A 22,178-nucleotide genomic window follows, 5' to 3' on the forward strand; every position below is an offset into this window, starting at 1 on the left:
GCTGAAAGCATCTAAGCGTGAAGCCCCCCTCAAGATGAGATTTCCCAGTATGTAAGACCCCTTGAAGACCACGAGGTAGATAGGTTGGAGGTGGAAGTGCAGCAATGCATGGAGCTGACCAATACTAATCGGTCGAGGGCTTATCCTAAGAGCTTTGCGAAGCAAAGCTAGCTACGAAAGCATCCGCAGAGCTTTGCGAAGCAAAGCTAGCTACGAAAGCATCCGCAGAGCTTTGCGAAGTAAAGCTAGCTTCGGAAGCATTACGCTAATGATCAATCTAACAACGCACATTCGTTTCGTATCTAGTTTTCAGGTGATCAAACATCTGAGCACACTGAGGGTGAATATCAAGGTTTGATATTTTCTCGCAGCGATTTTGAAGAGCTATGCTCCGAAAAATCATGTTTGGTGGTGATGGCGGAAGGGTTCCACGCGTACCCATCCCGAACACGAACGTTAAGCCTTCCAGCGCCGATGGTACTTGGACCGCAGGGTCCCGGGAGAGTAGGACGCCGCCAAGCGAACAACCTATAGAGTCACAATGGATACCCATTGTGACTCTATTTATTTATATAGCATAAAATTTCAGAGGTTCTTGTCCACCCTATAAGGACAGATATACACGGGTTAAGGATTTAAGAGCACGTTAAACGAGGCCGCGTAAAAAGGTAAGCTTGCGCCTTGACAGCCCATATGCCCTTTGCTAAGATTGCAATAATATATTTCTGAAAATCATATGTAAACGCCGTCCCGCGCCGCTCAGACAGCTTGTATGTAGTCCGCAGGAAGACGACAAAAGGAGGAATAACCCGAGTGTGGGAAGATAAATTTAGTAAAGAGGGCTTCACATTTGACGATGTACTGTTGGTTCCTAGAAAATCGGCAGTTCTGCCGAAGGAAGTGGATGTTTCCACAAAATTGAGTGAGTCCGTAAAGCTGAATATCCCTCTGATCAGTGCGGGGATGGATACGGTCACGGAAGCACCTTTGGCCATTGCTATTGCCAGAGAAGGCGGAATCGGCATTATTCATAAAAATATGAGTGTAGAGCAGCAGGCAGAAGAGGTTGACCGTGTGAAACGTTCGGAAAGCGGCGTTATTACGAATCCATTCTCCTTACAGGCAGATCATTTGGTGTCTGACGCGGAGAAGGTAATGTCTAAATTCCGGATTTCCGGTGTTCCAATTGTGGACGAGCAGCATAAGCTGATCGGGATTTTGACAAATCGGGATCTTCGTTTTGTTCATGACTATTCTACTCCAATCAGCGAAGTCATGACTAGCGAGAACCTCGTTACTGCTCCAGTGGGCACGACGCTGACAGATGCAGAAACCATTTTGCAGAAGCATAAGATTGAGAAGCTGCCATTGGTGGATGAGAATAATGTCCTGAAGGGTCTTATTACCATTAAAGATATTGAGAAAGCGATTCAATTCCCTAACGCAGCCAAGGACAAGCAAGGACGCCTTCTGGTCGGCGCAGCGATTGGGATCTCAAAGGATACCTTTGATCGTGCAGAGGCGCTTGTCAAAGCGGGTGTAGACGTTATTACTGTAGACTCTGCCCATGGACATCACATTAACATTATTGAAGCGGTCAGCAAGCTGCGCAAGCTTTACCCGGACCTCACCATCATCGCGGGCAACGTGGCTACAGGAGAAGCTACCCGTGATCTGATCGAAGCCGGTGCATCTGTAGTCAAGGTCGGTATCGGCCCAGGCTCGATCTGTACAACCCGCGTGATCGCCGGGATCGGCGTACCACAGGTTACTGCGGTGTACGATTGCGCCAGCGTCGCTAAAGAATATAATGTTCCGATTATTGCAGACGGCGGCATTAAATACTCCGGAGAAATTACGAAAGCTCTTGCGGCAGGTGCCAGCGCAGTCATGCTGGGCAGCATGTTTGCCGGAACGGAAGAGAGCCCGGGCGAATCCGAGATTTATCAAGGACGACGTTTCAAAGCATACCGCGGTATGGGCTCCATGGCGGCCATGAAGCAAGGCAGTAAAGACCGTTACTTCCAGGACGATGACAAGAAGCTGGTTCCAGAAGGCATCGAGGGCCGTGTTGCTTACAAAGGTCCTTTGGCGGATACTATTCATCAGCTGATTGGCGGACTTCGCTCCGGTATGGGCTATTGCGGGACAGGTAACCTGGAAGAGCTCCGCAACGACACCCAGTTTATCCGGATTACAGGGGCAGGCCTGCGCGAGAGCCATCCACATGATATCCAAATTACGAAGGAAGCACCAAATTACTCCCTGTAAGGGGAAGATTCGGGGCACATTCTCGACTCTAATCATGCTTACAGAGACAAGCCGGTTGAAAGGTATCCGGCTTGTCTTTTTTCTGATAGAATAGAACAAGCAAAAAGAGTGCGAGAGAGGAGTATTACCTTGAAAGAGTCCAAAATGAAAGAGCAAATCTCCTATAAGATGAAACACAACGTAAAGCCTGTAACCAAACGTCCGATCATTCAGAGAACGCTGGCATCGGTCATGTTACTGAATATATTATGCTTTTCGGCTATACCGGCCGCGGCTGCCCTGGCCGAACCTGCACCGGCGGCTACAACGACAGAAACGACGGCTAGTCCGGCAGAAACAGCAAAACCCGAGAAGCTTGATAAAGTGGCGGGTGTAGATTCACTGGGCCTGCAGGTCAGATCAGCCGTGCTCATGGAGCCAACTACGGGACAAGTGTTGATGTCTCTTAATTCCGATAATGCGCTCCCTCCGGCAAGCATGACCAAGATGATGACGGAGTATATCGTCCAGCATGAGATCAAGCAGGGCAATCTGACGTGGGACACGATGGTTACGGTGCAGGAGAATGCGTCTTTAAATCAAGGCTCCCGGATATTTTTGGCCCAAGGGGACCAGCATACTGTAGAGGAGCTTTATATTGCGATGGCCGTAGGCTCGGCGAATGACGCGACGGTCGCGCTGGCGGAGTATATTGCTGGCTCTGAAGAAGAGTTTGTAAAGATGATGAACGACTATGCGCAAAAAATGGGGATGGAAACCGCTTATTTTGCCAATGCGACGGGTCTGAGCATCAAGGATATGCCCGAGAAATACCGTCCTGCAGATCCTCGGGAAACGGTGCTGTCCGCTATGGATACAGCCAAGCTCGTAAAGTACATCGTCCAGGAGCATCCGGACTTCTCGAAGTATACAACGATTCAAACGTATCAATTCCGCGAGCGTGATCAGGCGCCAATCGTGAACCTGAACTGGATGCTGGAAGCCAATAAGGACGTGCCGAACTTCCGCGCCTTCGCGTATGAGGGTCTGGACGGTATGAAGACCGGCTTTACGGAAGAGGCTTTGAATACGTTCGCCGGGACGGCCGAGCGTGATGGATTGCGTCTCATTAGTGTCGTAATGGGTGCAGAAACGAAGGCGTCCCGTTTTACAGAAACCCGGAAGGTGCTGGATTACGGCTTTAACAACTTCGAGGTGAAGCAGGTCATTGATGCAGGCTCAACCATTGAAGGCTTCGAAACCATTCCGGTGAGCAAGGGCAAGGAGCAGTCTCTTCCGCTTGCCATCGACAAGTCGGTATCCTTCATGGTGCCAAAGAATTCGGAGGGCAAGAGCTACACCGTGGAAGCGAAGCTGGATAACCCGACGCTGACCGCTCCGGTCCAGAAGGGCACCAAGGTAGGGACAGTGACGTATAGCTATCACATTGATGGCGTAAAGAATATCCAAAAGGCCACTGTCGATCTCATTGCAGCAGAGGAAGCGGAAAAGGCCGGCTGGTTCAAGCTGTTTTTGCGAGCAATTCAGCAATTTTTTGCAGATTTGTTTCAATCCATCAAGAATCTGTTCTAAATCATTGAAATCCCGAGTAAATGGGTTGTATATTTCCCGGGTGTAGAGTAAAATTTGAAGTTAGAATCATACCGTAATTGATGACGGATTAACATATTTTGATATTGATCGGGAGGCTAATTAACATGGAAACGGGAACATCCAGAGTAAAAAGAGGCATGGCAGAAATGCAAAAAGGCGGCGTCATTATGGACGTCATGAACGCAGAACAGGCTAAAGTCGCTGAAGCGGCCGGAGCTACTGCAGTCATGGCGCTGGAGCGCGTGCCTTCCGATATTCGTGCAGCCGGCGGCGTTGCCCGTATGGCAGATCCGACCATTATTGAGGAAGTCATGAAGGTGGTTTCCATTCCTGTTATGGCGAAGGCTCGTATTGGACACTATGTAGAAGCTAAGGTACTGGAGTCTCTGGGTGTAGACTACCTGGACGAGAGTGAAGTGCTTACGCCAGCTGATGAAGTGTTCCATATTGATAAATGGCAGTTCACGGTTCCTTTTGTCTGCGGAGCCAAGGATCTGGGAGAAGCGCTGCGCCGTATTGGTGAAGGAGCTTCCATGCTTCGCACGAAGGGTGAGCCGGGAACCGGCAACATTGTCGAAGCGGTTCGCCATATGCGTCTGATCAACAGCCAGATTCGGAAGGTCCAGAACCTTTCCAAGGACGAGCTGTATGCTGAAGCCAAGAACCTGGGTGTTTCGTATGAGCTGCTGAAAGGGATTCAGGAAACCGGCAAGCTTCCGGTAGTAAACTTTGCAGCCGGCGGTATCGCTACCCCATCTGACGCAGCGTTGATGATGCACCTGGGTGCTGACGGCGTATTCGTCGGCTCCGGTATTTTCAAATCTGACAATCCGGAGAAGTTTGCGCGCGCTATTGTAGAGGCAACGACCCATTTTGAAGATTACAAGCTGATTGCGGAAGTGTCGAAGAACCTGGGCACCCCGATGAAAGGCATCGAAATTTCCAAGCTGACTGCGGCCGAGCGGATGTCGGATCGCGGCTGGTAAGAGAGAAGGAAAGCTTCATGAAGATCGGAGTATTGGCGCTGCAGGGCGCTGTAGCTGAGCATATTCGGAGCATTAATCAGACGGGGGCAGAGGGCGTTCCCGTCAAGAAGGTGGAGCAGCTTGAGGAGCTCGACGGACTGATAATTCCGGGTGGCGAGAGTACAACGATTGGCAAGCTGATGAGAAAATACAGCTTCATCGAACCCATTCGTAATTTCTCAGCACAAGGCAAGCCGATATTTGGAACCTGTGCCGGCTTGATCGTGCTGGCGAAGGACATCGCAGGCGGCGAGGAGCCGCATCTCGCGCTGATGGACATTCAGGTGGCACGGAATGCTTTTGGACGGCAGCGGGAGAGCTTTGAAACCGATCTGCCGGTGAAGGGGATGGAGAAGCCGGTGCGGGCAGTGTTCATTCGAGCGCCGCTGATTCTGGAAACCGGCGAGGGCGTAGAGGTGCTGTCCACATATAAGGATGAGATCGTTACAGCTCGTCAGGGCCATTTGCTCGCGGCCTCCTACCACCCGGAGCTGACTGAGGATTACGCACTGCATCAGTACTTTGCCGACATGGTAAAGGACGCTCAGGCTGCGGTAAAGCTATAAATAGGCTAAAATTACAATCTTGGCTCTTTTTAAGGGCCAGGATTGTTGTTTTTTTGGCAAATATTCAATAAAATAAGTAGAATGACGTGGATACGATGTTTTTTTACTTAGGAGGGTTACTGTGTTAGACGTGAAGATATTGCGCAGCGAGTTCGGACGTGTGGAGGAAGCTTTGAAGAACCGCGGCAAATCCCTGGATTTGATCGCTGATTTCCCCAAGCTGGACACACGCCGCAGGGAGCTGCTGCAGGAGAGCGAAACGCTGAAGAACCGACGCAACACGGTGTCCGCCGAGGTTGCCAGGCTGAAGAAGAACCGGGAGAATGCCGATGATCTCATTCTGGAAATGCGAGAGGTGTCGGACCGGATCAAGAGCCTGGATGAAGAGGTACGGCTCGTTGAAGCTGACATTGCCGAGCTCACGCTCGCTATTCCCAATATACCGCATGAAAGTGTGCCTGTCGGATCTTCTGAAGAGGAGAATGTAGAGCTGCGCCGCTGGTCTGAGCCGAGAAGCTTTGAGTTTACACCGAAGGCGCACTGGGACTTGGCGCAGGAGCTGGGGATCCTGGATTTTGAAGCTGGAGCGAAGGTTACGGGTTCTCGTTTTACGTTCTATAAGGGACTGGGAGCCAGGCTGGAGCGTGCTCTTATTAACCTGATGATGGATCTGCACAGTGATCATGGCTATGAGGAAATGCTACCTCCGTATATCGTGAATCGGGACAGCCTCTACGGTACCGGTCAGCTTCCTAAATTCGAAGAGGACTTGTTTAAGATCAGCGATACGGATTATTATCTAATCCCTACGGCAGAGGTGCCGGTCACGAATTATCACCGTGAAGAAATTCTTAGCTCCGAGGAGCTTCCAAAGAAATATGTCGCTTACAGCTCCTGCTTTCGCTCGGAAGCGGGTGCCGCCGGCCGGGATACCCGGGGTCTGATCCGTCAGCATCAGTTCAATAAAGTCGAGATGGTAAAGGTGGTTCATCCGGATCAATCCTTTGCAGAGCTGGAGAGCATGACGCAGGATGCCGAGCGCGTGCTGCAGCTGCTGGAGCTTCCCTATCGCGTAATGGCGCTGTGTACAGGCGATATGGGCTTTGGATCGATGAAAACCTATGACCTGGAAGTGTGGCTGCCGGAAAGCGGCATGTACCGCGAGATTTCGTCCTGCTCCAACATCGGTGATTTCCAGGCTCGCCGTGCCAACATCCGGTTCCGTCCGGAAGCGAAGGCAAAGCCAGAGTTTGTGCACACGCTGAACGGTTCCGGACTGGCCGTTGGCAGAACGGTCGCAGCCATTCTGGAAAATTATCAGCAGGAGGATGGCACCATCGTGATTCCTGAGGCATTAAGACCTTATATGGGCAACCGGAGCGTGATCGGCGGCGAAGGAAAGTAGAATTAAGTTGATTTAAAGGATCTGTGTGTGATACAATAATTAATGCACGTGATTAATTGTTGTATCTTTTTGGAGAGGTACCGAAGCGGTCATAACGGGGCGGTCTTGAAAACCGTTAGGGGGCAACTCCACATGGGTTCGAATCCCATCCTCTCCGCCATACATACTTAAATCTTTGTCGCAGGGATTTGCGGCAATTATGACGGAAACGCAATTGACTGTTAACAGCGGTCGGGTGCGTTTTTTTGTGTTTGTGACCGTTAGCCATGTATTAACACAAATAAACCTTTTCGTTATGATCGTTATGAGTTTCCTTGTATCCTGACGAACATCGGTACTTACGGTATCACTCTGCACCGTTAGAGTACATTCTCTTGTCTTCTTGAATCCAAGCAATTCGTTCAGATCTACTTGTAGGGTAATGGATGTCTAAATCAGAGTGTTCTGCTAAGAAATGAATACCTTTGATTGTGAGCTTTGTTTGTTTTAGCGAGAAAAAATCTCCAACAATTAAAATGTTCTCTAGATAGCCTTTCTTCTCTAAAAGTTTAACCATCCTGATAAATTCATGGTCCTCAAGTCCATAATCCTTAGCCTCTGGGGTAAATTCATTGTTGTGAATTTCTTTTAAAATAGAATATCCTACTCTCACTTTAAATCATCTCCACATGAGTACTAACTAAACAGATATGCCTCATACCAATACGTTATCAACACAACAGGTCATTGAAATAGCTGTTTTAAACAGTGAACGCTATTCCTTTATTTTACGACATCAGCGATTCGTATGATAGAAGTCATATCGTGAATGGCGTGTCTTCAGCTAACGCATCGGCTGCTGGTTAGGGCAAGTTGCGTTTTTTTGTATATATTACATGTCATAAAAAAGGGTTCGTCGCCGCACCTTAAGGATCAGGGGGGTGTAGCAAACATGAACTCAGAGCTGAATGTAGGACAAGAGGTGCTGGTTGGTGCATGGCAGGAGCGTCTGCCGACCATTCTGAAGCCAGGCGACCGGGCACAGGTAGCGGCCGATCTGGCGAATCCGCAGGGACTGCGTATTCACATTGAAGCGGCGGGCAGGCAGGATTATTCATTTGATTTTGAGTGCCGTTATGTGGATTCACGGGAAGTTCAGGTCAAGCTGGTAGACGTGGAGCGCGCAGGTGTGGTGGTGGATGAGCGAAATGAGAATGTGCAAGGCATGGCAGGCGATTATACCCGGCACATCCATGAATGCGCTCAAGCACTGCAGCAGATCACGCATCCGTAATCGGTTGTGCTGCTGCAATCTGTATACAGATGCAGTCATCTCAGAAGCGTACTAAACGCTTTGAAAAGGAGGGCTTTCCATGAGCAAACCAAAAGCGATTCCTGTGCCAGAGGCGCAAGAGCCTCGCAGACAGCGTAAGGATAATGACCATGGCGGCAATCAAGAGCCGAATACAGGCTCACATCGTGCAAAAATTGCGAAGCAATCGGGTCATTTTAACCCGGAAGGCTAGCACGCTCCATTAAACCGTGAATGAAAGCTTCCGCAAAGGCGGAGGCTTTTTTCATGGAAAACGCTAATTGTGAAATGAAAATGAATGTACATAAAACTTTTTGAAAGGTTAAAACGTCTATAACAATAGGGATGTAAAATATTCATAAAGACGAAACTTCCTCCAGCCTTCTCCGTAGAAGAGGAGCATGAAGTAAGATTCGATTAAAGATAACCGAGGCCCTGATATTCAACCAGTGTTAGAATGCAGTGCTAATGAGATAGGATCATGCACATCGGTATAGCACGGGGATTGATCATGTCACGGAATGGGCAGCATCATTTACAAAAATGTAATAAAGTGTTTCTCATTTCGTGGAAATGGTTTATGATGAAAGGGTCGGTTATTTTTTCGAGGTAATTTTTGGTTTGGAAGAACCGAGGGGAGAGAAACGAATGAACAGAAAGTTTATGTCACTTATGCTGGCCGTGCTGATGGTGATGACAGTGGTACTCGCCGGCTGTGCAAAGAACGAAGAGCCGAAGGCGGCGATGACTAAGGCAGCACAGCAAGCGATGAGCATGGAATCTTATGAAATGAAGAGCAGCTTCATCATTGAAGATCTGCAGATGAACGTAGGCATGGTTGAGGATGACCCGACGATGACGCAAGCGATGACGATGCTGAAGAATGCCGAGCTCACGTTGAGCGGAGTATATCAGGCAGAACCGCAGCAAACGGAAATGCGTATGGGCATTAATCTTAAGGGTGACTTGGCGATGACCTTCAATGTTGATATGGTCATGACCACAGATATGCTGTATGTCAAGGTTCCGAACATTCCAACAATGCCTCTTCCGGAGGATCTGGTTGGGAAGTACCTGGCGATTGACTTGAAGGAGCTGGCGGAAGAAGCGGGTGAAGAGTTTGATCCTGCGATGCTGGATGCCGAGAAGAATCAGAAATTCGCAACAGAAGTGATGAACGCGCTGCTTAGCGAATATGACCAAGAGAAGTATTTCAAGGAAGTAGCCGTGAAGGATGCCAATCTGCCAGAAGGCGTAGAAGCGAAGCAAGTGGTACAATTCTTCGTCACCAATGACAATATCAAGGAAGCCATTGATACCCTGGTGAACCAGGCTGCTCCGAAGATTCTAGACATTGCCGCTAAGGAAGAATACCGCACATTGCTGGGCCTGACGCAAGAAGATATTGATATCGCTAAAGAAGAATTGAACAATGTCGATCAAGGCGAGTTCGAGGAAGCGATGACAGAGATGCAGCAATATCTGAAGATCAATAATTTCAACATCAACACAGCAGTGAATAAGGATGACTTCCCGGTGTATCAAGACATGGCGATGAACGTCGAGATCACGGAGCCGGAAACGGATGAGTCCATGAAGATTGCCGTGAAGGGCAGCACGCAGTACAGCAAGATCAACGAGCCACAAACCTTTGTCGTTGGCATTCCGGAAGGTGATAATGTAGTTACACTGGATGAGCTGGAGCAAATGGGCTGGTAATTATTCTTATAAAGAACTTATAAATGCATAGATTTGCCGACAAGAAAGACCAGGCCGCTTTGGCCTGGTCTTTCTCTACGAGTGGGATTTTTGCAAAAAAAGCAGATCGTCTATGGAAGCGGGGGAGCATCCTTTCGGCCGCGCAGCTTGCGAAAAAACTGTGTAAGCAGGGATGCGCATTCCGGCTGGAGAACCCCGTGGATCACCTCCGTGCGATGATTGAAGCGTGGCTCTTGAAGGAGATTCATGAGCGTCCCGGCACATCCGGCTTTTGGATCGGTCGTACCGTAGATCACCATGGGTACGCGCGATTGTACGATGGCTCCGGCACACATGGGACAAGGCTCCAGGGTCACATAAAGACGACAATCCAACAGTCTCCAGGCCTGCAGCTGGCGGCTCGCTTCGCGGATGGCGATAATCTCTGCGTGCGCTGTACCATCAAAGGTCGTTTCGCGGAGATTGTAGCCGCGTCCGATGATTTCCCCGTTCCGGACAATCACGGCACCAATGGGAACCTCCCCCAAAGCCTCGGCTTTCTGGGCTTCCAAGATCGCTTCGCGCATCCAGTGCTCATGCTCATCTTGATCCACAGTAGAGGAAGGGTCATTAGGCAATAACAAGGTGGATAGTCCTCCTTTATCTTTAAAATAACAGCTTGTTCTACGAACATTCATTCGGTTGTTAACATGGTGTGGACATATTTGTGGATAAGTTTCGGCTTATGCACAGACTTATACACATTTTCCACAGAAAGCTTGTGTGTTTGTTAGCAATCTGTGGACAAAGCTTGTGAGAAAAAATACTGCAGGTCAACTTCTTTTATTCTAGAGAATGGCTGTAAGAAGTGCAATATATGTCTAAACCACGAAATGAATGAGCAGCAGCAGCAGCATGAGCTGAAATTCCTTTCCAAACCGTAAGTCAGAAGTTATCATAAAAGTGACAGGCTGTGGAAATTTGTACCTGAGACCTGAGTTTCTCCGAGAGAGTAGGTGTCATCTCTTTTGTCTATAAAAACAAAGCTTTCCTCCATCATCACCGTATCAGTTCTGTTCATTCTGCTTCTGAATATTACATTGAGCTTCTATACAACACAGGAGAATCTGCGTAAAGACAGCGAGGCCAAAATGGTCATTGCCGCGACTCAGATTGCCATTACGGTAGAGCAAACAGAGTACAGCACGAAATACGTTGAGGGTGTATACAGTGATCTGCTTCGGAAGGCCTCCATACTAGCAGCGGAACGGCTGGATCCGGACATCCAGAACATTTCGAATGGCGATTTGGTCCGTGTGGCTGAAGAGGTGGGCGTTCATCATTTATCTCTGCTTGTCAAGACGGAGGATGATATTGTCGTAGAGCGCTCCTCAGATCCGAAAGAGCTGGGCTTATCTACAAAAAACTGGGGTTACTGGCATACAGCACTGCAGGAGCTGTTTCAGTACACGCAGGTGCGGACGGTGGATCAGGGGCAGACTGCTAATCATTTCTGGTCGGGACCTTTTGAGTTCTCCTCCTCCAGTCCCGAGACAACAGCCAAATGGGGCAATTACTATGATGGCAAGCGCAACTATATTATAAATCCTTATTTTCGGGGTGTGGATATCAAGGACTTCTCCAACATTTCCAGCCCGGACCGGGTTGTGGACCGCACCATCGCAGCAAGCCAGCATATTTTAGAAATTACCGGCATTAACCCACAGACGTTCGGTGGTTCGACAATGGAGGAGGATGGTACAGACTCCGTTCATTTCAAGCTGGATAGTCGCCCCATCAAATTTGGCAGCTATCAATACGGGGCGCTGGCGTCGGATCGCGCTGCGGTCAGGAAGGCGCAGAGCTCAGGCAATAGTGTCGTATTTGTCAGTACGATCGAGGGCAAAAAGGTGATGAAAAGCTTTATCCCCATTCAAATCCAGGACGCACCATCCTATGTTATTAGTGTGGTCATGGATTATGAAGTCATTTCGTCCGTCATTCGCGAGCAGATGATCAGCCTGGTGGCGATCTCGCTCGTGCTCCTGGAGATTGTCGTCATTGGCAGCTATATCGTGGCCGCATATTTCACGAAGCCGATCAAAGCGATTCTGGCGACGGTGAATGAGGTGGCTGATGGCAACTTTGAACGGCGGCTAGAAGTGGCAAGCCGGGACGAGCTCGGCAGACTTTCGGGACGGATTAATACGATGACCCGTAATCTGGGCCACTATACCCGCCAGCTGGAGCAGATGATTGATGAGAACCAATCGGTTAAGGAATATCTGGAGTCGGTCATTAACCAGACTGCGGATGCGATTCACACGACAGATCAGGCAGGCCGCATTCTCAGTGTAAACAAAGCCTTTGAGCAGCTTTATGGCTGGGAGGCGGAGGAGGCAGTCGGCCGGCGGCTGCCCATGGTGCCTGAGCAACTGCGAGAGGAAGAGGAGGAGCATCAGCGGCGCCTGCTAAATGGAGAAGCGCTGGCACCGATTGAAACGGTCCGCAGGCGCAAGGATGGCAGTCAGATTGAGGTCAGCATCAGCACCTCTCCAATCCGGGATGAAGCGGGGCAAATCACGTCGCTGGTAAGTGTGTCGAGGGATGTCACAGAGCGGAACCGGATGGAAGAGCTATTACGGCAATCGGAGAAGCTGACGACCGTGGGACAGCTTGCTGCCGGCGTGGCGCATGAGATTCGCAATCCGTTGACGACGCTGAAGGGCTTCCTGCAGCTGCAGCAGCAAACCAAGAAGCATGATCCCAAGCATATTGATCTAATGCTGTCGGAGCTGGAGCGGATCAACCTGATCGTGAGTGAATTTCTCATTTTGGCCAAGCCTCAAGCCGTCCATTATCAAAAAAAGGCGCTCCGTTATATAATTAAAGATGTGCTGTCGCTTCTGGAAACTCAAGCCCATCTCTATGGGGTTATGTTTACGCTGAAGAAGATGGACCAGGAAATGCTCGTATATTGTGAAGAGAATCAGCTGAAGCAGGTATTTATCAATGTATTGAAAAATGCAGTAGAGGCGATGCCGGACGGCGGAACCGTGGAAATTGAAATTGCCAAGCATGCACAGAATCAAGTGGCTGTGACCATTTCCGATCACGGTATCGGCATTCCGGAGAAGCTGCTTCCGCATATTGGCGAGCCATTTATTACGAACAAGGAAACAGGCACGGGGCTGGGTTTAATGGTCAGTCAGCGCATTATTCAATCGCATCAGGGTACGCTGGACATTAACAGCCAGGAGGGAATCGGTACTACTGTGACTATTCGGCTTCCGGCTGTTCCCGAAAGAACCGAAGAAGAAGAAACCAGCTAAAATGGAGAGGATACAACCTTGAGAATAAACAAATTTATTAGCGAAACCGGATACTGCTCCCGCCGGGAGGCAGACAAGCTGGTCGAGAGCGGACAGGTCACGATTAACGGAGTAAAGGCAGTCTTGGGCAGCCAGGCGGAGGAAGGCGATGACGTTCGTATCTCCGGACGACGGCTTCTGGACAAGAAGGAGAAGCATGTATATATTGCCTTGAATAAGCCAACGGGCATTACGAGTACGACCGAGCAGCATATCAAAGGTAATATTGTTGATTTTGTCGGTCATTCAGAGCGAATCTTTCCCATCGGACGGCTGGATAAGGACTCCGAAGGATTAATTCTGCTGACCAGCGACGGTGATATTGTTAACAAGATTTTACGTTCGGAAGGCAAGCATGAGAAGGAATATGTTGTTACCGTGGATCGGCCGATTACAGAGTCATTCCTCAAGGGCATGTCGAGCGGTGTACGCATTCTGGGTGAGATGACACTGCCCTGCACGGTGACAAGAATGACGGAGCGGACCTTCCGGATTATTCTGACTGAAGGCAAGAACCGCCAGATCCGGCGCATGTGCAGTGCTTTCGGCTATGAAGTCAGAAAGCTGCAGCGCATCCGCATTATGAATATTGAATTGGGCAGCCAGAAAACCGGCAGCTGGCGGGATCTGACCGGTGAAGAGAAGTCAGAGCTGGGACGGCTGCTGAACTATTCACTGAGCTGAGAACGCTGCTTCCCGTATACATGAACGCGATATCGCCAAAAGGGGCGATCGGCATTGTAATGTGCCGGTCGCCCCTTTTATCAATTATACCTGAAATTATTTCTCGTCCTTCGTATTCGTTACATTAATATAAGCGTTATTATCTTGATATTTCCGGATAATGGACACCTCAACGCGTCGGTTCTTCGCACGGCCCGCTGATGTATCGTTGGTCGCAATCGGATGGTACTCCCCGTAGCCAATCGGCATGAAGCGCTTAGGGTCCAGCGATTTATTAAGCAGCAGGATCTTCATGAACTGCAGGGCGCGGTCCGAGCTCAAGTCCCAGTTGGAAGGGTACTTGGCGCTGTTCATCGGGACGTTGTCCGTATGACCGGACACGATAATATCGTAGGCCGGAACCTGCTGCAGCATTTTTGAAATTTCCTCGGCCAGCTTGCGGGAATCTGTTTTAATGACCGCTTCACCGGAAGCGAACAACGCGTTGTCACGAATCGTGATCATGAGCTGGGAATGGTTCAGCTTGGTGCTAAGCTCGGTCGTCAAGCCGTTGTCTTTGATGTATTTATCCAGCTGCTGCTTCAGCTTCTCCAGCTCTTCCTGTTCCTTCTTCATGAGCGCTTCGCGGGCAGCCTGCTCGGTAGGCTTGGGCGCCTCTGTTTTGACATTGGTGACTGCGTTAAACTTGCCTACATCTGCAGGCTCCTGGCTCGGCTTCGTATTATTGTACTCCAGCACGCTGGCGCCGCCGTTCAGGACCGAGCTGAAGGCCTCGCTCATTTCCTGAAACTTCTTGGCATCGGAGGCACTCATGGCGTAAAGCACGAGGAACAAGGCAAGCAGCAGTGTAAGAAGATCGGCGTAAGGCAGCAGCCAGGATTCATCGGCATGCTCTTCATGGGGCTCATGCCTAGTCTTTTTGCTCACCAGCCCCCGCCTCCTTTTCGCTCATTTGCAGACGCTCCGTCGGAGTCAGGAACACAGACAGCTTCTGATTGATCGCGATAGTGGATACGCCGGATTGAATGGACAGCAGTCCTTCAACCATCATCATGCGGATTTCGACCTCCCGCTTGGACATGCGCTTAAGCTTGTTGGCCAGCGGGTGGCAAATAACATAACCGGTAAAAATACCGAGCAGGGTTGCAATAAATGCAGCTCCGATGGCGTGGGCCAGCTCGTTCATATCGCTCATATCCGACAGCGCGGCAATCAGGCCGATAACAGCTCCTAATACCCCGAGCGAAGGCGCGTACATGCCCGCCTGTGAAAAGATCAGAGCCCCCGAACGATGGCGCTCTTCGGTTGCATGAATATCCTCCATCAGCACATCGCTGACAAATTCCTGATCGTTGCCGTCAATAATCATCCGCATTCCATTGCGGAGGAAGGCATCGTCGATTTCTTCCACCTTCGCTTCCAGAGCAAGCAGGCCTTCGCGGCGGGTGATGGAAGCCCAGTCCATGAACGTGGAGATCAGCTCGGCCTTATCCATCAGATTCTGCTTGGAGAAGGTCATCTTGACCAGCTTGGGGAACTTCTTCAGCTCGGCCATCGGGAAGCCGATAAAAATGGTTGCTGCCGTTCCTCCAAAAATAATAAGGTAGGCTGCTGGGTTCACCAGTGACGTAACGGGGGCACCTTTCAAAAACATACCGACGATTACGGACAGAAAACCCAAAACTAAGCCTATGACTGTTGCGATTTCCATAGCACACCTCATCCATGAGAAAATAAGTAACGAATCCATTCGTTTACCCGCTGGCCGCCTCTTTATAAGGGGTGGCATGGGTACTACCCTATTTATCGTCAGGAAGGGCTTTTTTTTTTAGCGGTATTTTCCGGTATAATAGAGACAGGGGAAAACTAAGTGCATGATGAGGGCTTATCAAAGGAGTGAACAGTCAATGGGTGTGAAGCATGGTAGAGATTACGGTGAGATTCTTGCTGACTTTACGGTAGCGGTCGGACGCATTCCGGACAGCTATGTTTTTTTTGAAATGGATCTGAGCGATTGGGAGCATTTGAACACGACCGAGCAGAATGAGGTCCATGAGGCCTTGGCAGAGGATTTATTTTATGCGCTGGGTACGGAGCCGGTAATCCCGGTAGGAAGCGGAGTCGTTATCCACGATCCGAAGCAGCATCGCATCAATGTACTGATTGGTGAGGAAGAGCTGGATGTGGTCTCGCTAATCTGAGGAGAGCTTGCTGGAATAGGAATTACGGGGGAGGAAGATAAGCATGCTGTACACACAGCAGGAGGTAGAAGCCCATCTGGAGAAGCTGGAGGGATGGGAGCTGGAGCAGGGGCGGTGGATTATAAGAAAATATACGTTCCCTTCCTTTATGAAAGGCATTGCCTTTGTGGATGAGGTAGCAGCGATCTCGGAGGCGTTTGACCACCATCCTTATATCACCATTGATTTCAAGACGGTTACGCTGCGGCTGACCTCCTGGAATGAGGGTGGTATTACCGCACTCGATATTAAAGAGGCACAACAGTTTAACGAGGTATACGAGAAAAGAAGGTCCGCAGAGAACGGATAACGAGGGTCCATGGGGAAGATCCAATCACCACCTATACATTAAAAAAACACGCTTGGGTCTGCATGAGACCAAGCGTGTTTCGTGTGAAGCTATTATTTCTTCTCGGCGAGGTACATCGCCACATTAGCAATTTCCTCTTCCGACAGCGAATCCTTGAAAGCAGGCATGCCTGGTGGGCGGCCTTTAGAAATCACAGTGAAGAGGGCTTCAGCATCCAGCTTAGCGCCTACCTGATTCAGAGCTGGGCCTGCACCGCCTTGAAGCTGGTCTCCGTGACAGGTAATACAGCTGCTCTTCAGTACGGCTTCAGCGTCTGCTGCAACCATAGTAACCTCCGGCATGGTCGGCTTCGCTTCTTCTGCAGCCTCTTCTTTACCTGGAAGCGTGAACAACAATACAAGAGCCAACGCGCATGAGAAGAAGAAAATGCCGCTCATGATCCATTTCTGCATCGTCAAATCGTCCTTTCCTATGTATGTGCATGTATTCCTATTATAGACGATCCTGTCGGGACAGCAAAGCAGTTGTGACAAAAAAAGCACAGACATGCTCATCTGAAAGCTATAATATCACAGAATCGTGACAAAATGCAGTCTTTAGCTCGGCACATATTCCATACAATAAAACTCGGCCATCCCGGAAGGCGTAAGCTTCTCATAAGAATCCGTAATGCCAAAGCCGGCCTTGCGGTAGGTGCGGATCGCGCGCTCGTTCCAGGCCAGAACCTCCAGATCTAAGGGGCCGCTTGGATAACGGCGCTTGGCCTCGTCCACAATGGCCTCCACAAATCGCTTACCCATTCCATGTCCGCACCAATCAGGGCGCATCCCGAGACCGATGCGAATGACCCGGTCCAAGGGAAATAGCTGTGCGAACCCCCATAGTCTGTCCTGCTCATCCACTACAGAAAGATACTGCTCCTCCCGAATGAGGGGATCGCCGAATTCCACGCCAAGCTGAACCATTTGCTCCCACGGGAGCCAGCCATAAATATTGTAGGGCTCTGGATAACGCCAGCTGCATACGTCGATTGCATGCTCAAAGGTCATGGGAACTGCTCGAAATAAAGGGTATGAGTCAATCATGGGAGGCACCTCACGGCAAAGGGTTGTTTACGCTTTGAGAATATATAACATATTATTTTCCAAAATGTGTTTCATACTCAGGGATACGGGTATTAAAGCAGTAAGACGCACGAGAAGATAAAAAGTTGTGGCTTTTACATATTTTTTTGTAAAATGAAAAACCTTTTGCCTTCTTCCTGCGTTATAGAAGTATAGCACAAACAAAAGCCCCGAAGAGATGTTGGCGCATCTGCTTCGAGGCAAGTCAATGACATGAATTGGATTAGTTGTAATTCACGGCGACGGCCTTGTACTTGCTCTCACTCATGACCCGCTTGGCTCCGACATAACGCTTGGCGAAATAGCTGGAGTTGAGGCTGGTAATAGTGACTCCTTCGGAGCTGGAGGAATGAGCAAACTTGCCGTTGCCTACATAAATCCCAACGTGGGAAACACCGCGGCCTGTCGTATTGAAGAATACGAGATCACCGGCCTTCAGGCTGCTCTTGGACACAGAGGTCCCCACCTTATATTGAGCGGAAGAAACACGCGGTAAGGTGACACCGAGCTTCTTGAACACATAACTTGTAAATCCGGAACAATCAAAGCCTTTCGTCGTTGTTCCACCCATCTTGTAGCTTACGCCCATGACCGGCTTAATCGTGCTGGTAAGCTTTGAATCTGCGAAAGCGCTTCCGGCAGTAATGCTGAGCGCGAGCGCTAAACCAAGTGAGACTGCAGCCAACTTCTTCTTCACGTGAAAAGCTCCTTCCAAGCCTGCGAGGTTAGCTTAAGGGTTCGGTTGAGAAGGTTAACCTATGACCCCTCTGTTACAAGGTCAATTCACCCAGGACGGATCCCCCGTTTTCCTTACATTCGGAAATTCGGCTTTCTGAAAAATGTTAAAGTATTGGACTCAACGACAATATGGCTAGGTACATAAATGATGACATCAAGATGACAAATTTGTTACTATCACTTTCGTTATTTTAGCAGAGTATTTACATTTTGGCAAACAAAGGAACGATATTTAATAAAAAAAGAAACGGATGTCCCGGGAAACAGCAAAAAGGAGCTGTCGCCACAAGATTCAATCTTGTCGGCAGCTCCTTTTTTAGTGGACCGATAATTCTTTATTTTGTAGATGATGATTTAAATACGTGATACTGTGAGGCCATTCCCCACACCTGAAAAAGGCTCTTCAGGAAATAGGAAGCCTGCTGCAGCAATAGGCCGATCAGGCCCGACCACCATAAGGACATCCCGCCGATCAGTAACGAGGACAGCAGGGCCAGGCCGCCAATGAGCAGGGAGAGCGGAAGCGCGCTGCCGAGGCGGCGCAGGAACAAGAGCAGGGCTGCGGGAGTTCCTGTGCCGGACGTATATCCAAACTGCATGTACAGCAAAGCCAGACGGATGATCCATACATACAGAAGCCATCCCAGCACCCAGAGTCCCGGCTGCAGCAGCGCCTGCGGATGACGGGCTGCTTCAATGAAGGAAGGCAGGGCCTCCGGAAGTAACCAATACAAGGGCAGACCCAGCAGGATCAGCTCCAGGATATAGAACAGCGTCAAGGGCTTCCACAGCTTCCGCATGCCTTGAAAAAGAAACAGCCCCCGCTCCCCCTCGGCTTCCCGGTGAAGATGATACATCATTCCGGCCCGAATGCAGGGAGTCAGCAGAATATGCACAGCCGCAAGGAGAATCAGCATCCATACAGCACCGGGAAGCAGGCCGCCGCGGGTCAATGCCAGCTCTCCTTCAAAAAAATAAAGCAGTCTGCTCAGCTCATGCGGAGCGGGATCGGGGTATCGCAGCAGCAGCGGCACGACGATGGAGGAAATGAGGCGATACAGGCAGTACCCCCAGAGCAGCCGATATACAAACAGCAGAATGATGACATAAAACTGATCCTTCACACTTCCCCATCCTAAACCCGCGTATGTTCTCATATAATCCCCCCTACCATGACAGCGCTCCGTACAGCGTCTCGATCAGCTTGGTGACGCTCAGGTTCCAGCGTGTCACCTGCTTGGCCTCCATGCCGGCCTTTAAATAGTTGTTCACATGCTTGTTCTCAAGCACCATCGTGTAGTCGGGATCAGCCATCGCCCAGATCAGCGGGGAGGAGGAGGTCACCTTGAAGCGTGCAGCCTCGCCGCTGCCGTCCCACACCCGGCGGATCGTTTCTCCATTCTCAAAAGCGAACGTCACGGGCACCTGGTGAACCGGTCCTCCCCGGCTGCTCAGCGTCACTGTGGTCGTATAGGAAGGATGGTCTGCTGTACCGGTGGAGGCCCCCTCAATACTTTCCACGGCAACATCCATCATCTGTGCGCCATACACATAGTGGTCGAAATAGCTCTGCCATGATGATTCGGTGATCTGCTCTACAACCTGCTGGAAGTCCGCTGTAGTGGGATGCTTGAAGCGATATTTTTGGGCATAGGCTTTCATGATCCTCTCCATCGTCTTCGCACCGACATGCCGCTGAATGTCCTGAAGCACCAGCTTGCCACGGGTATACACGTTTTGGGCATAATGCTGGTGGGAGCCGTATTTCCATGCCTCCTGCGTCAGGGAGGAGGGCTTGGCAATGGACGCAGCCTGGGCTGCCGTGTTCGGAGTGAGGCCGTATTCCAGCTCCATCACCTTTTCCTCCGCGTAAGAAGTGAAGGCTTCATCGAGCCAGGCTTCTTCAAATTCATTGCTGGCTATCATGCCGTAGAAATACTGGTGGCCGATCTCATGAATGACTGTGCGCTCCAGCTCATAGCCAGGGGAATCATCCTTGGCCCCGAAGGCTGTGATGAGTGTCGGGTACTCCATGCCGCCGGCGCCATTGCCCTCTTCGGGAGGCACGACAATGGACAGAGTGGAGTATGGATACGTCCCGTACCACTTGCTGTAGGATTTCAGAGCCGCTTTGGCTGCATCGAAATAGCGGTCCTTCAGATGCTTGTGCAGCGGATCAAGATACAGCTTAATCTTGACTCCCGGCACCCCGGGTGCTGAAAAAGCTTCTTCGGCAGCGATAAAATCAGGGGATGCCGCCCAGGCGAAATCGTGGACATCATCGGCATAAAACTGATATATTTTTTCGCCGTCCGATGTGACTGCGGATTTGGTCGGGAAGCCGGTCGCGGCGACGATATAATGCTCCGGTACACGGATGCGTACGCTGTAGATGCCGAAATCGGCATAAAATTCAGAATTTCCGTGATACTGATGAAGGTTCCAGCCCTCCTCAGAGGCTCCCCGCGTTCCTGCTGGCTCATAGACACTGAGCTTCGGAAACCACTGCCCGGCCATTGTGAAATCCCCCGCGCTTCCCATTCGCGCGAATATTTTAGGCAGCTCCACTTGAAATCCAAGATGCAGGGTGATGCTCTCCCCGCCTTTTACCGGCCGGGGCAGGCGAAGCTTGACCAGCGTCTGATCGTTGATATTGCCGTCATCCGGCTGTACGTACTGAAGCCGGTGCAGCAGTGAGAGTCCGTCTGTCGTCTTGACCTCGGTAATGCTCATCGAGCCGAAGCCGTCCTGTGGCATGGTATCCGAACGGAGACGTCCGCCGGATTCCTTCATAAAGGTTGTATCTTTGGAAGCAAATGCATTGGGATAGAGGTGAAAATAAAGCTCGGTGACGGCTTTTTTTCCCGGATGAGTCCAGGTCAGGGTCTGTGTTCCGGTCAACTGGTTCTCTTCCGGCGTCAGGCGCACATCCATGTGATACTCCACCAGCCGGTTGCTGAGGGCAGGGGCCGGCAGATCGGGCTGCACCTTGGGCGGGGACAGCGGCGCTTTGACGGCAGACGGTGCTGTCCCGGATTCCGGACCGAAAGCGGGGTCGGCCGTACCGCTGAACCGGGCAATGAGCAGGAATGCTCCTGCCAGCATGACGAGCGCGAGCATGGATGAGAGAAAGACCTGGATACGTGGTGGGACCATTTCAATAACCTCCCGTTGACAAGCATGTACAGCATGTATATGTTTGCAATGGGATGATTATTAGTTAAAATAAAATTAATTACGGACAGGGCCTATGACAGCCTTGCAGCCTAAAGACAGTGTTCTTCACTGTACCTACAGGAGGGTTAAAGAAGCATGGACAATCAGGAGCCGCAGGGCAAGAAGCAGATTGCCTTGAACATCATAAACAGTAAGAGCAAGCATAAAGGATTCGGAGCAGGGTCGATTGACCTTAATAGTGTGTCGCCGGTCATTATTGACCGCGGGGAAGCCAAGATCGAGATCGGGGCCATGCACGCCAAGAGCAAGGTGGAGCGGGGCATTAAATTTTTTACGGACCGGGAAGAGGTGCCTAACGGACGCCAGGTGTGGATTGTATGGGTCGCTGTAGACCGGACGCCGGAAGGACAGCACTACGGCGGCATGACCGCCTGCGAGATGCTGATTGACGAGGAGAACAAGCGCGGCTGGAAAATTCTCGCCGAGCATGTGAACAGGCTGGATGCTTCGCTGAAGCGCAAAGTGATGCTCGAAGGCTTGGGAAGTCAGGAGAAGCAGGCCCTGAAGCAGCTGCTTATTGAGAAGAATCAAGAGTGGTGGGATGCTACACCGGAGTATGTGAAGCAGGCTCTCGAGGAATAACAGCAAGACGCCGGGGTGATGGATGCCCGGCGTCTTTTGGTAT

Annotated in this window: 22 protein-coding genes, 1 tRNA gene, 2 rRNA genes and 1 riboswitch; of the genes, 16 read left to right on the forward strand and 9 right to left on the reverse strand. The window is 50.4% G+C overall.

Annotated elements, in window-relative coordinates:
* The 8 genes from JJQ72_RS18845 to JJQ72_RS18880 form a co-directional block, all read left to right on the forward strand.
* Window positions 1-148, forward strand: a 23S ribosomal RNA gene (locus JJQ72_RS18845); the annotation flags it as partial.
* Window positions 149-404: 256 nt separating this feature from the next.
* A 5S ribosomal RNA gene (gene rrf / locus JJQ72_RS18850) occupies window positions 405-521 on the forward strand.
* A 292-nt stretch (window positions 522-813) separates the two neighbouring features.
* Window positions 814-2,271, forward strand: a complete 1,458-nt coding sequence (gene guaB, locus JJQ72_RS18855; protein WP_138223959.1) for an IMP dehydrogenase — start codon at window positions 814-816, stop codon at window positions 2,269-2,271.
* A gap of 144 nt (window positions 2,272-2,415) precedes the next feature.
* Window positions 2,416-3,843, forward strand: coding sequence for a D-alanyl-D-alanine carboxypeptidase family protein (locus JJQ72_RS18860; RefSeq protein ID WP_138227552.1), 1,428 nt, complete (start codon window positions 2,416-2,418; stop codon window positions 3,841-3,843).
* Between the two features lie 125 nt (window positions 3,844-3,968).
* The gene (gene pdxS / locus JJQ72_RS18865) at window positions 3,969-4,850 is read left to right on the forward strand and encodes a pyridoxal 5'-phosphate synthase lyase subunit PdxS (RefSeq protein WP_138223960.1); all 882 of its coding nucleotides are present in this window, start codon (window positions 3,969-3,971) and stop codon (window positions 4,848-4,850) included.
* Window positions 4,851-4,867: 17 nt separating this feature from the next.
* Window positions 4,868-5,455 carry a pyridoxal 5'-phosphate synthase glutaminase subunit PdxT gene (gene pdxT, locus JJQ72_RS18870; RefSeq protein WP_208204612.1) on the forward strand — a complete coding sequence of 196 codons (588 nt, stop codon included), beginning with the start codon at window positions 4,868-4,870 and terminating at the stop codon, window positions 5,453-5,455.
* Window positions 5,456-5,576: 121 nt separating this feature from the next.
* Entirely contained in the window at window positions 5,577-6,860 is a 1,284-nt protein-coding gene (gene serS / locus JJQ72_RS18875) for a serine--tRNA ligase (protein ID WP_138223962.1), read from the forward strand.
* A gap of 71 nt (window positions 6,861-6,931) precedes the next feature.
* Window positions 6,932-7,020, forward strand: a tRNA-Ser gene (locus JJQ72_RS18880).
* A 186-nt stretch (window positions 7,021-7,206) separates the two neighbouring features.
* Here JJQ72_RS18880 and JJQ72_RS18885 read toward each other — a convergent pair.
* Window positions 7,207-7,512 (reverse strand): hypothetical protein, encoded by a 306-nt coding sequence (locus JJQ72_RS18885; RefSeq protein WP_138223963.1) that lies wholly within the window; start codon window positions 7,510-7,512, stop codon window positions 7,207-7,209.
* 279 nt (window positions 7,513-7,791) lie between these two features.
* Here JJQ72_RS18885 and JJQ72_RS18890 point away from each other — a divergent pair, with 279 nt between their 5' ends.
* The 3 genes from JJQ72_RS18890 to JJQ72_RS18900 all read left to right on the forward strand — a co-directional run bounded on the left by JJQ72_RS18890 (window position 7,792) and on the right by JJQ72_RS18900 (window position 9,870).
* Window positions 7,792-8,133 (forward strand): hypothetical protein, encoded by a 342-nt coding sequence (locus JJQ72_RS18890; RefSeq protein ID WP_138223964.1) that lies wholly within the window; start codon window positions 7,792-7,794, stop codon window positions 8,131-8,133.
* Between the two features lie 79 nt (window positions 8,134-8,212).
* Entirely contained in the window at window positions 8,213-8,365 is a 153-nt protein-coding gene (locus JJQ72_RS18895) for a small acid-soluble spore protein P (RefSeq protein ID WP_138223965.1), read from the forward strand.
* A 434-nt stretch (window positions 8,366-8,799) separates the two neighbouring features.
* Window positions 8,800-9,870: a hypothetical protein gene (locus JJQ72_RS18900; protein WP_208204613.1), complete on the forward strand. Its 1,071-nt coding sequence runs from the start codon at window positions 8,800-8,802 to the stop codon at window positions 9,868-9,870.
* A 110-nt stretch (window positions 9,871-9,980) separates the two neighbouring features.
* On the opposite strand, the gene tadA is transcribed toward JJQ72_RS18900, so the two are convergent.
* The gene (gene tadA, locus JJQ72_RS18905) at window positions 9,981-10,493 is read right to left on the reverse strand and encodes a tRNA adenosine(34) deaminase TadA (RefSeq protein WP_279591748.1); all 513 of its coding nucleotides are present in this window, start codon (window positions 10,491-10,493) and stop codon (window positions 9,981-9,983) included.
* Between the two features lie 384 nt (window positions 10,494-10,877).
* Between tadA and JJQ72_RS18910 the strand changes: the two genes are divergently transcribed.
* Window positions 10,878-13,181 carry an ATP-binding protein gene (locus JJQ72_RS18910; RefSeq protein WP_208204615.1) on the forward strand — a complete coding sequence of 768 codons (2,304 nt, stop codon included), beginning with the start codon at window positions 10,878-10,880 and terminating at the stop codon, window positions 13,179-13,181.
* Between the two features lie 18 nt (window positions 13,182-13,199).
* The gene (rluF, locus tag JJQ72_RS18915; RefSeq protein ID WP_138223969.1) at window positions 13,200-13,904 is read left to right on the forward strand and encodes a 23S rRNA pseudouridine(2604) synthase RluF; all 705 of its coding nucleotides are present in this window, start codon (window positions 13,200-13,202) and stop codon (window positions 13,902-13,904) included.
* 96 nt (window positions 13,905-14,000) lie between these two features.
* Here rluF and motB read toward each other — a convergent pair whose 3' ends face one another.
* The gene (motB, locus tag JJQ72_RS18920; protein WP_138223970.1) at window positions 14,001-14,831 is read right to left on the reverse strand and encodes a flagellar motor protein MotB; all 831 of its coding nucleotides are present in this window, start codon (window positions 14,829-14,831) and stop codon (window positions 14,001-14,003) included.
* On the reverse strand, window positions 14,815-15,615 hold the full coding sequence (motA, locus tag JJQ72_RS18925) for a flagellar motor stator protein MotA (protein WP_138223971.1): 801 nt from the start codon (window positions 15,613-15,615) through the stop codon (window positions 14,815-14,817). Before motA ends, motB begins: the two co-directional genes overlap by 17 nt.
* 196 nt (window positions 15,616-15,811) lie before the next feature.
* Here motA and JJQ72_RS18930 point away from each other — a divergent pair, with 196 nt between their 5' ends.
* Together JJQ72_RS18930 and JJQ72_RS18935 are read left to right on the forward strand one after the other, a co-directional pair.
* Window positions 15,812-16,105, forward strand: a complete 294-nt coding sequence (locus JJQ72_RS18930; protein ID WP_208204616.1) for a hypothetical protein — start codon at window positions 15,812-15,814, stop codon at window positions 16,103-16,105.
* 43 nt (window positions 16,106-16,148) lie between these two features.
* Window positions 16,149-16,454, forward strand: coding sequence for a 4a-hydroxytetrahydrobiopterin dehydratase (locus tag JJQ72_RS18935; RefSeq protein ID WP_138223973.1), 306 nt, complete (start codon window positions 16,149-16,151; stop codon window positions 16,452-16,454).
* A 92-nt stretch (window positions 16,455-16,546) separates the two neighbouring features.
* On the opposite strand, the gene JJQ72_RS18940 is transcribed toward JJQ72_RS18935, so the two are convergent.
* The 5 genes from JJQ72_RS18940 to JJQ72_RS18960 form a co-directional block, all read right to left on the reverse strand.
* Window positions 16,547-16,906 (reverse strand): c-type cytochrome, encoded by a 360-nt coding sequence (locus tag JJQ72_RS18940; RefSeq protein WP_138223974.1) that lies wholly within the window; start codon window positions 16,904-16,906, stop codon window positions 16,547-16,549.
* Between the two features lie 144 nt (window positions 16,907-17,050).
* Entirely contained in the window at window positions 17,051-17,539 is a 489-nt protein-coding gene (locus tag JJQ72_RS18945) for a GNAT family N-acetyltransferase (protein WP_208204617.1), read from the reverse strand.
* 262 nt (window positions 17,540-17,801) lie between these two features.
* On the reverse strand, window positions 17,802-18,275 hold the full coding sequence (locus JJQ72_RS18950; protein ID WP_208204618.1) for a C40 family peptidase: 474 nt from the start codon (window positions 18,273-18,275) through the stop codon (window positions 17,802-17,804).
* Between the two features lie 3 nt (window positions 18,276-18,278).
* A riboswitch (cyclic di-AMP (ydaO/yuaA leader) is annotated at window positions 18,279-18,418 on the reverse strand.
* Window positions 18,419-18,651: 233 nt separating this feature from the next.
* Window positions 18,652-19,473 carry a hypothetical protein gene (locus JJQ72_RS18955; protein WP_208204619.1) on the reverse strand — a complete coding sequence of 274 codons (822 nt, stop codon included), beginning with the start codon at window positions 19,471-19,473 and terminating at the stop codon, window positions 18,652-18,654.
* A gap of 10 nt (window positions 19,474-19,483) precedes the next feature.
* Entirely contained in the window at window positions 19,484-21,472 is a 1,989-nt protein-coding gene (locus tag JJQ72_RS18960) for a M1 family metallopeptidase (protein ID WP_208204620.1), read from the reverse strand.
* Between the two features lie 156 nt (window positions 21,473-21,628).
* Here JJQ72_RS18960 and JJQ72_RS18965 point away from each other — a divergent pair, with 156 nt between their 5' ends.
* Window positions 21,629-22,135: a YwhD family protein gene (locus JJQ72_RS18965; protein WP_138223978.1), complete on the forward strand. Its 507-nt coding sequence runs from the start codon at window positions 21,629-21,631 to the stop codon at window positions 22,133-22,135.
* Window positions 22,136-22,178: the final 43 nt, after the last annotated feature.

It is taken from the genome of Paenibacillus sp. F411 (genome assembly GCF_017582705.1).
Lineage (GTDB): Bacteria > Bacillota > Bacilli > Paenibacillales > Paenibacillaceae > Paenibacillus_AQ > Paenibacillus_AQ algicola.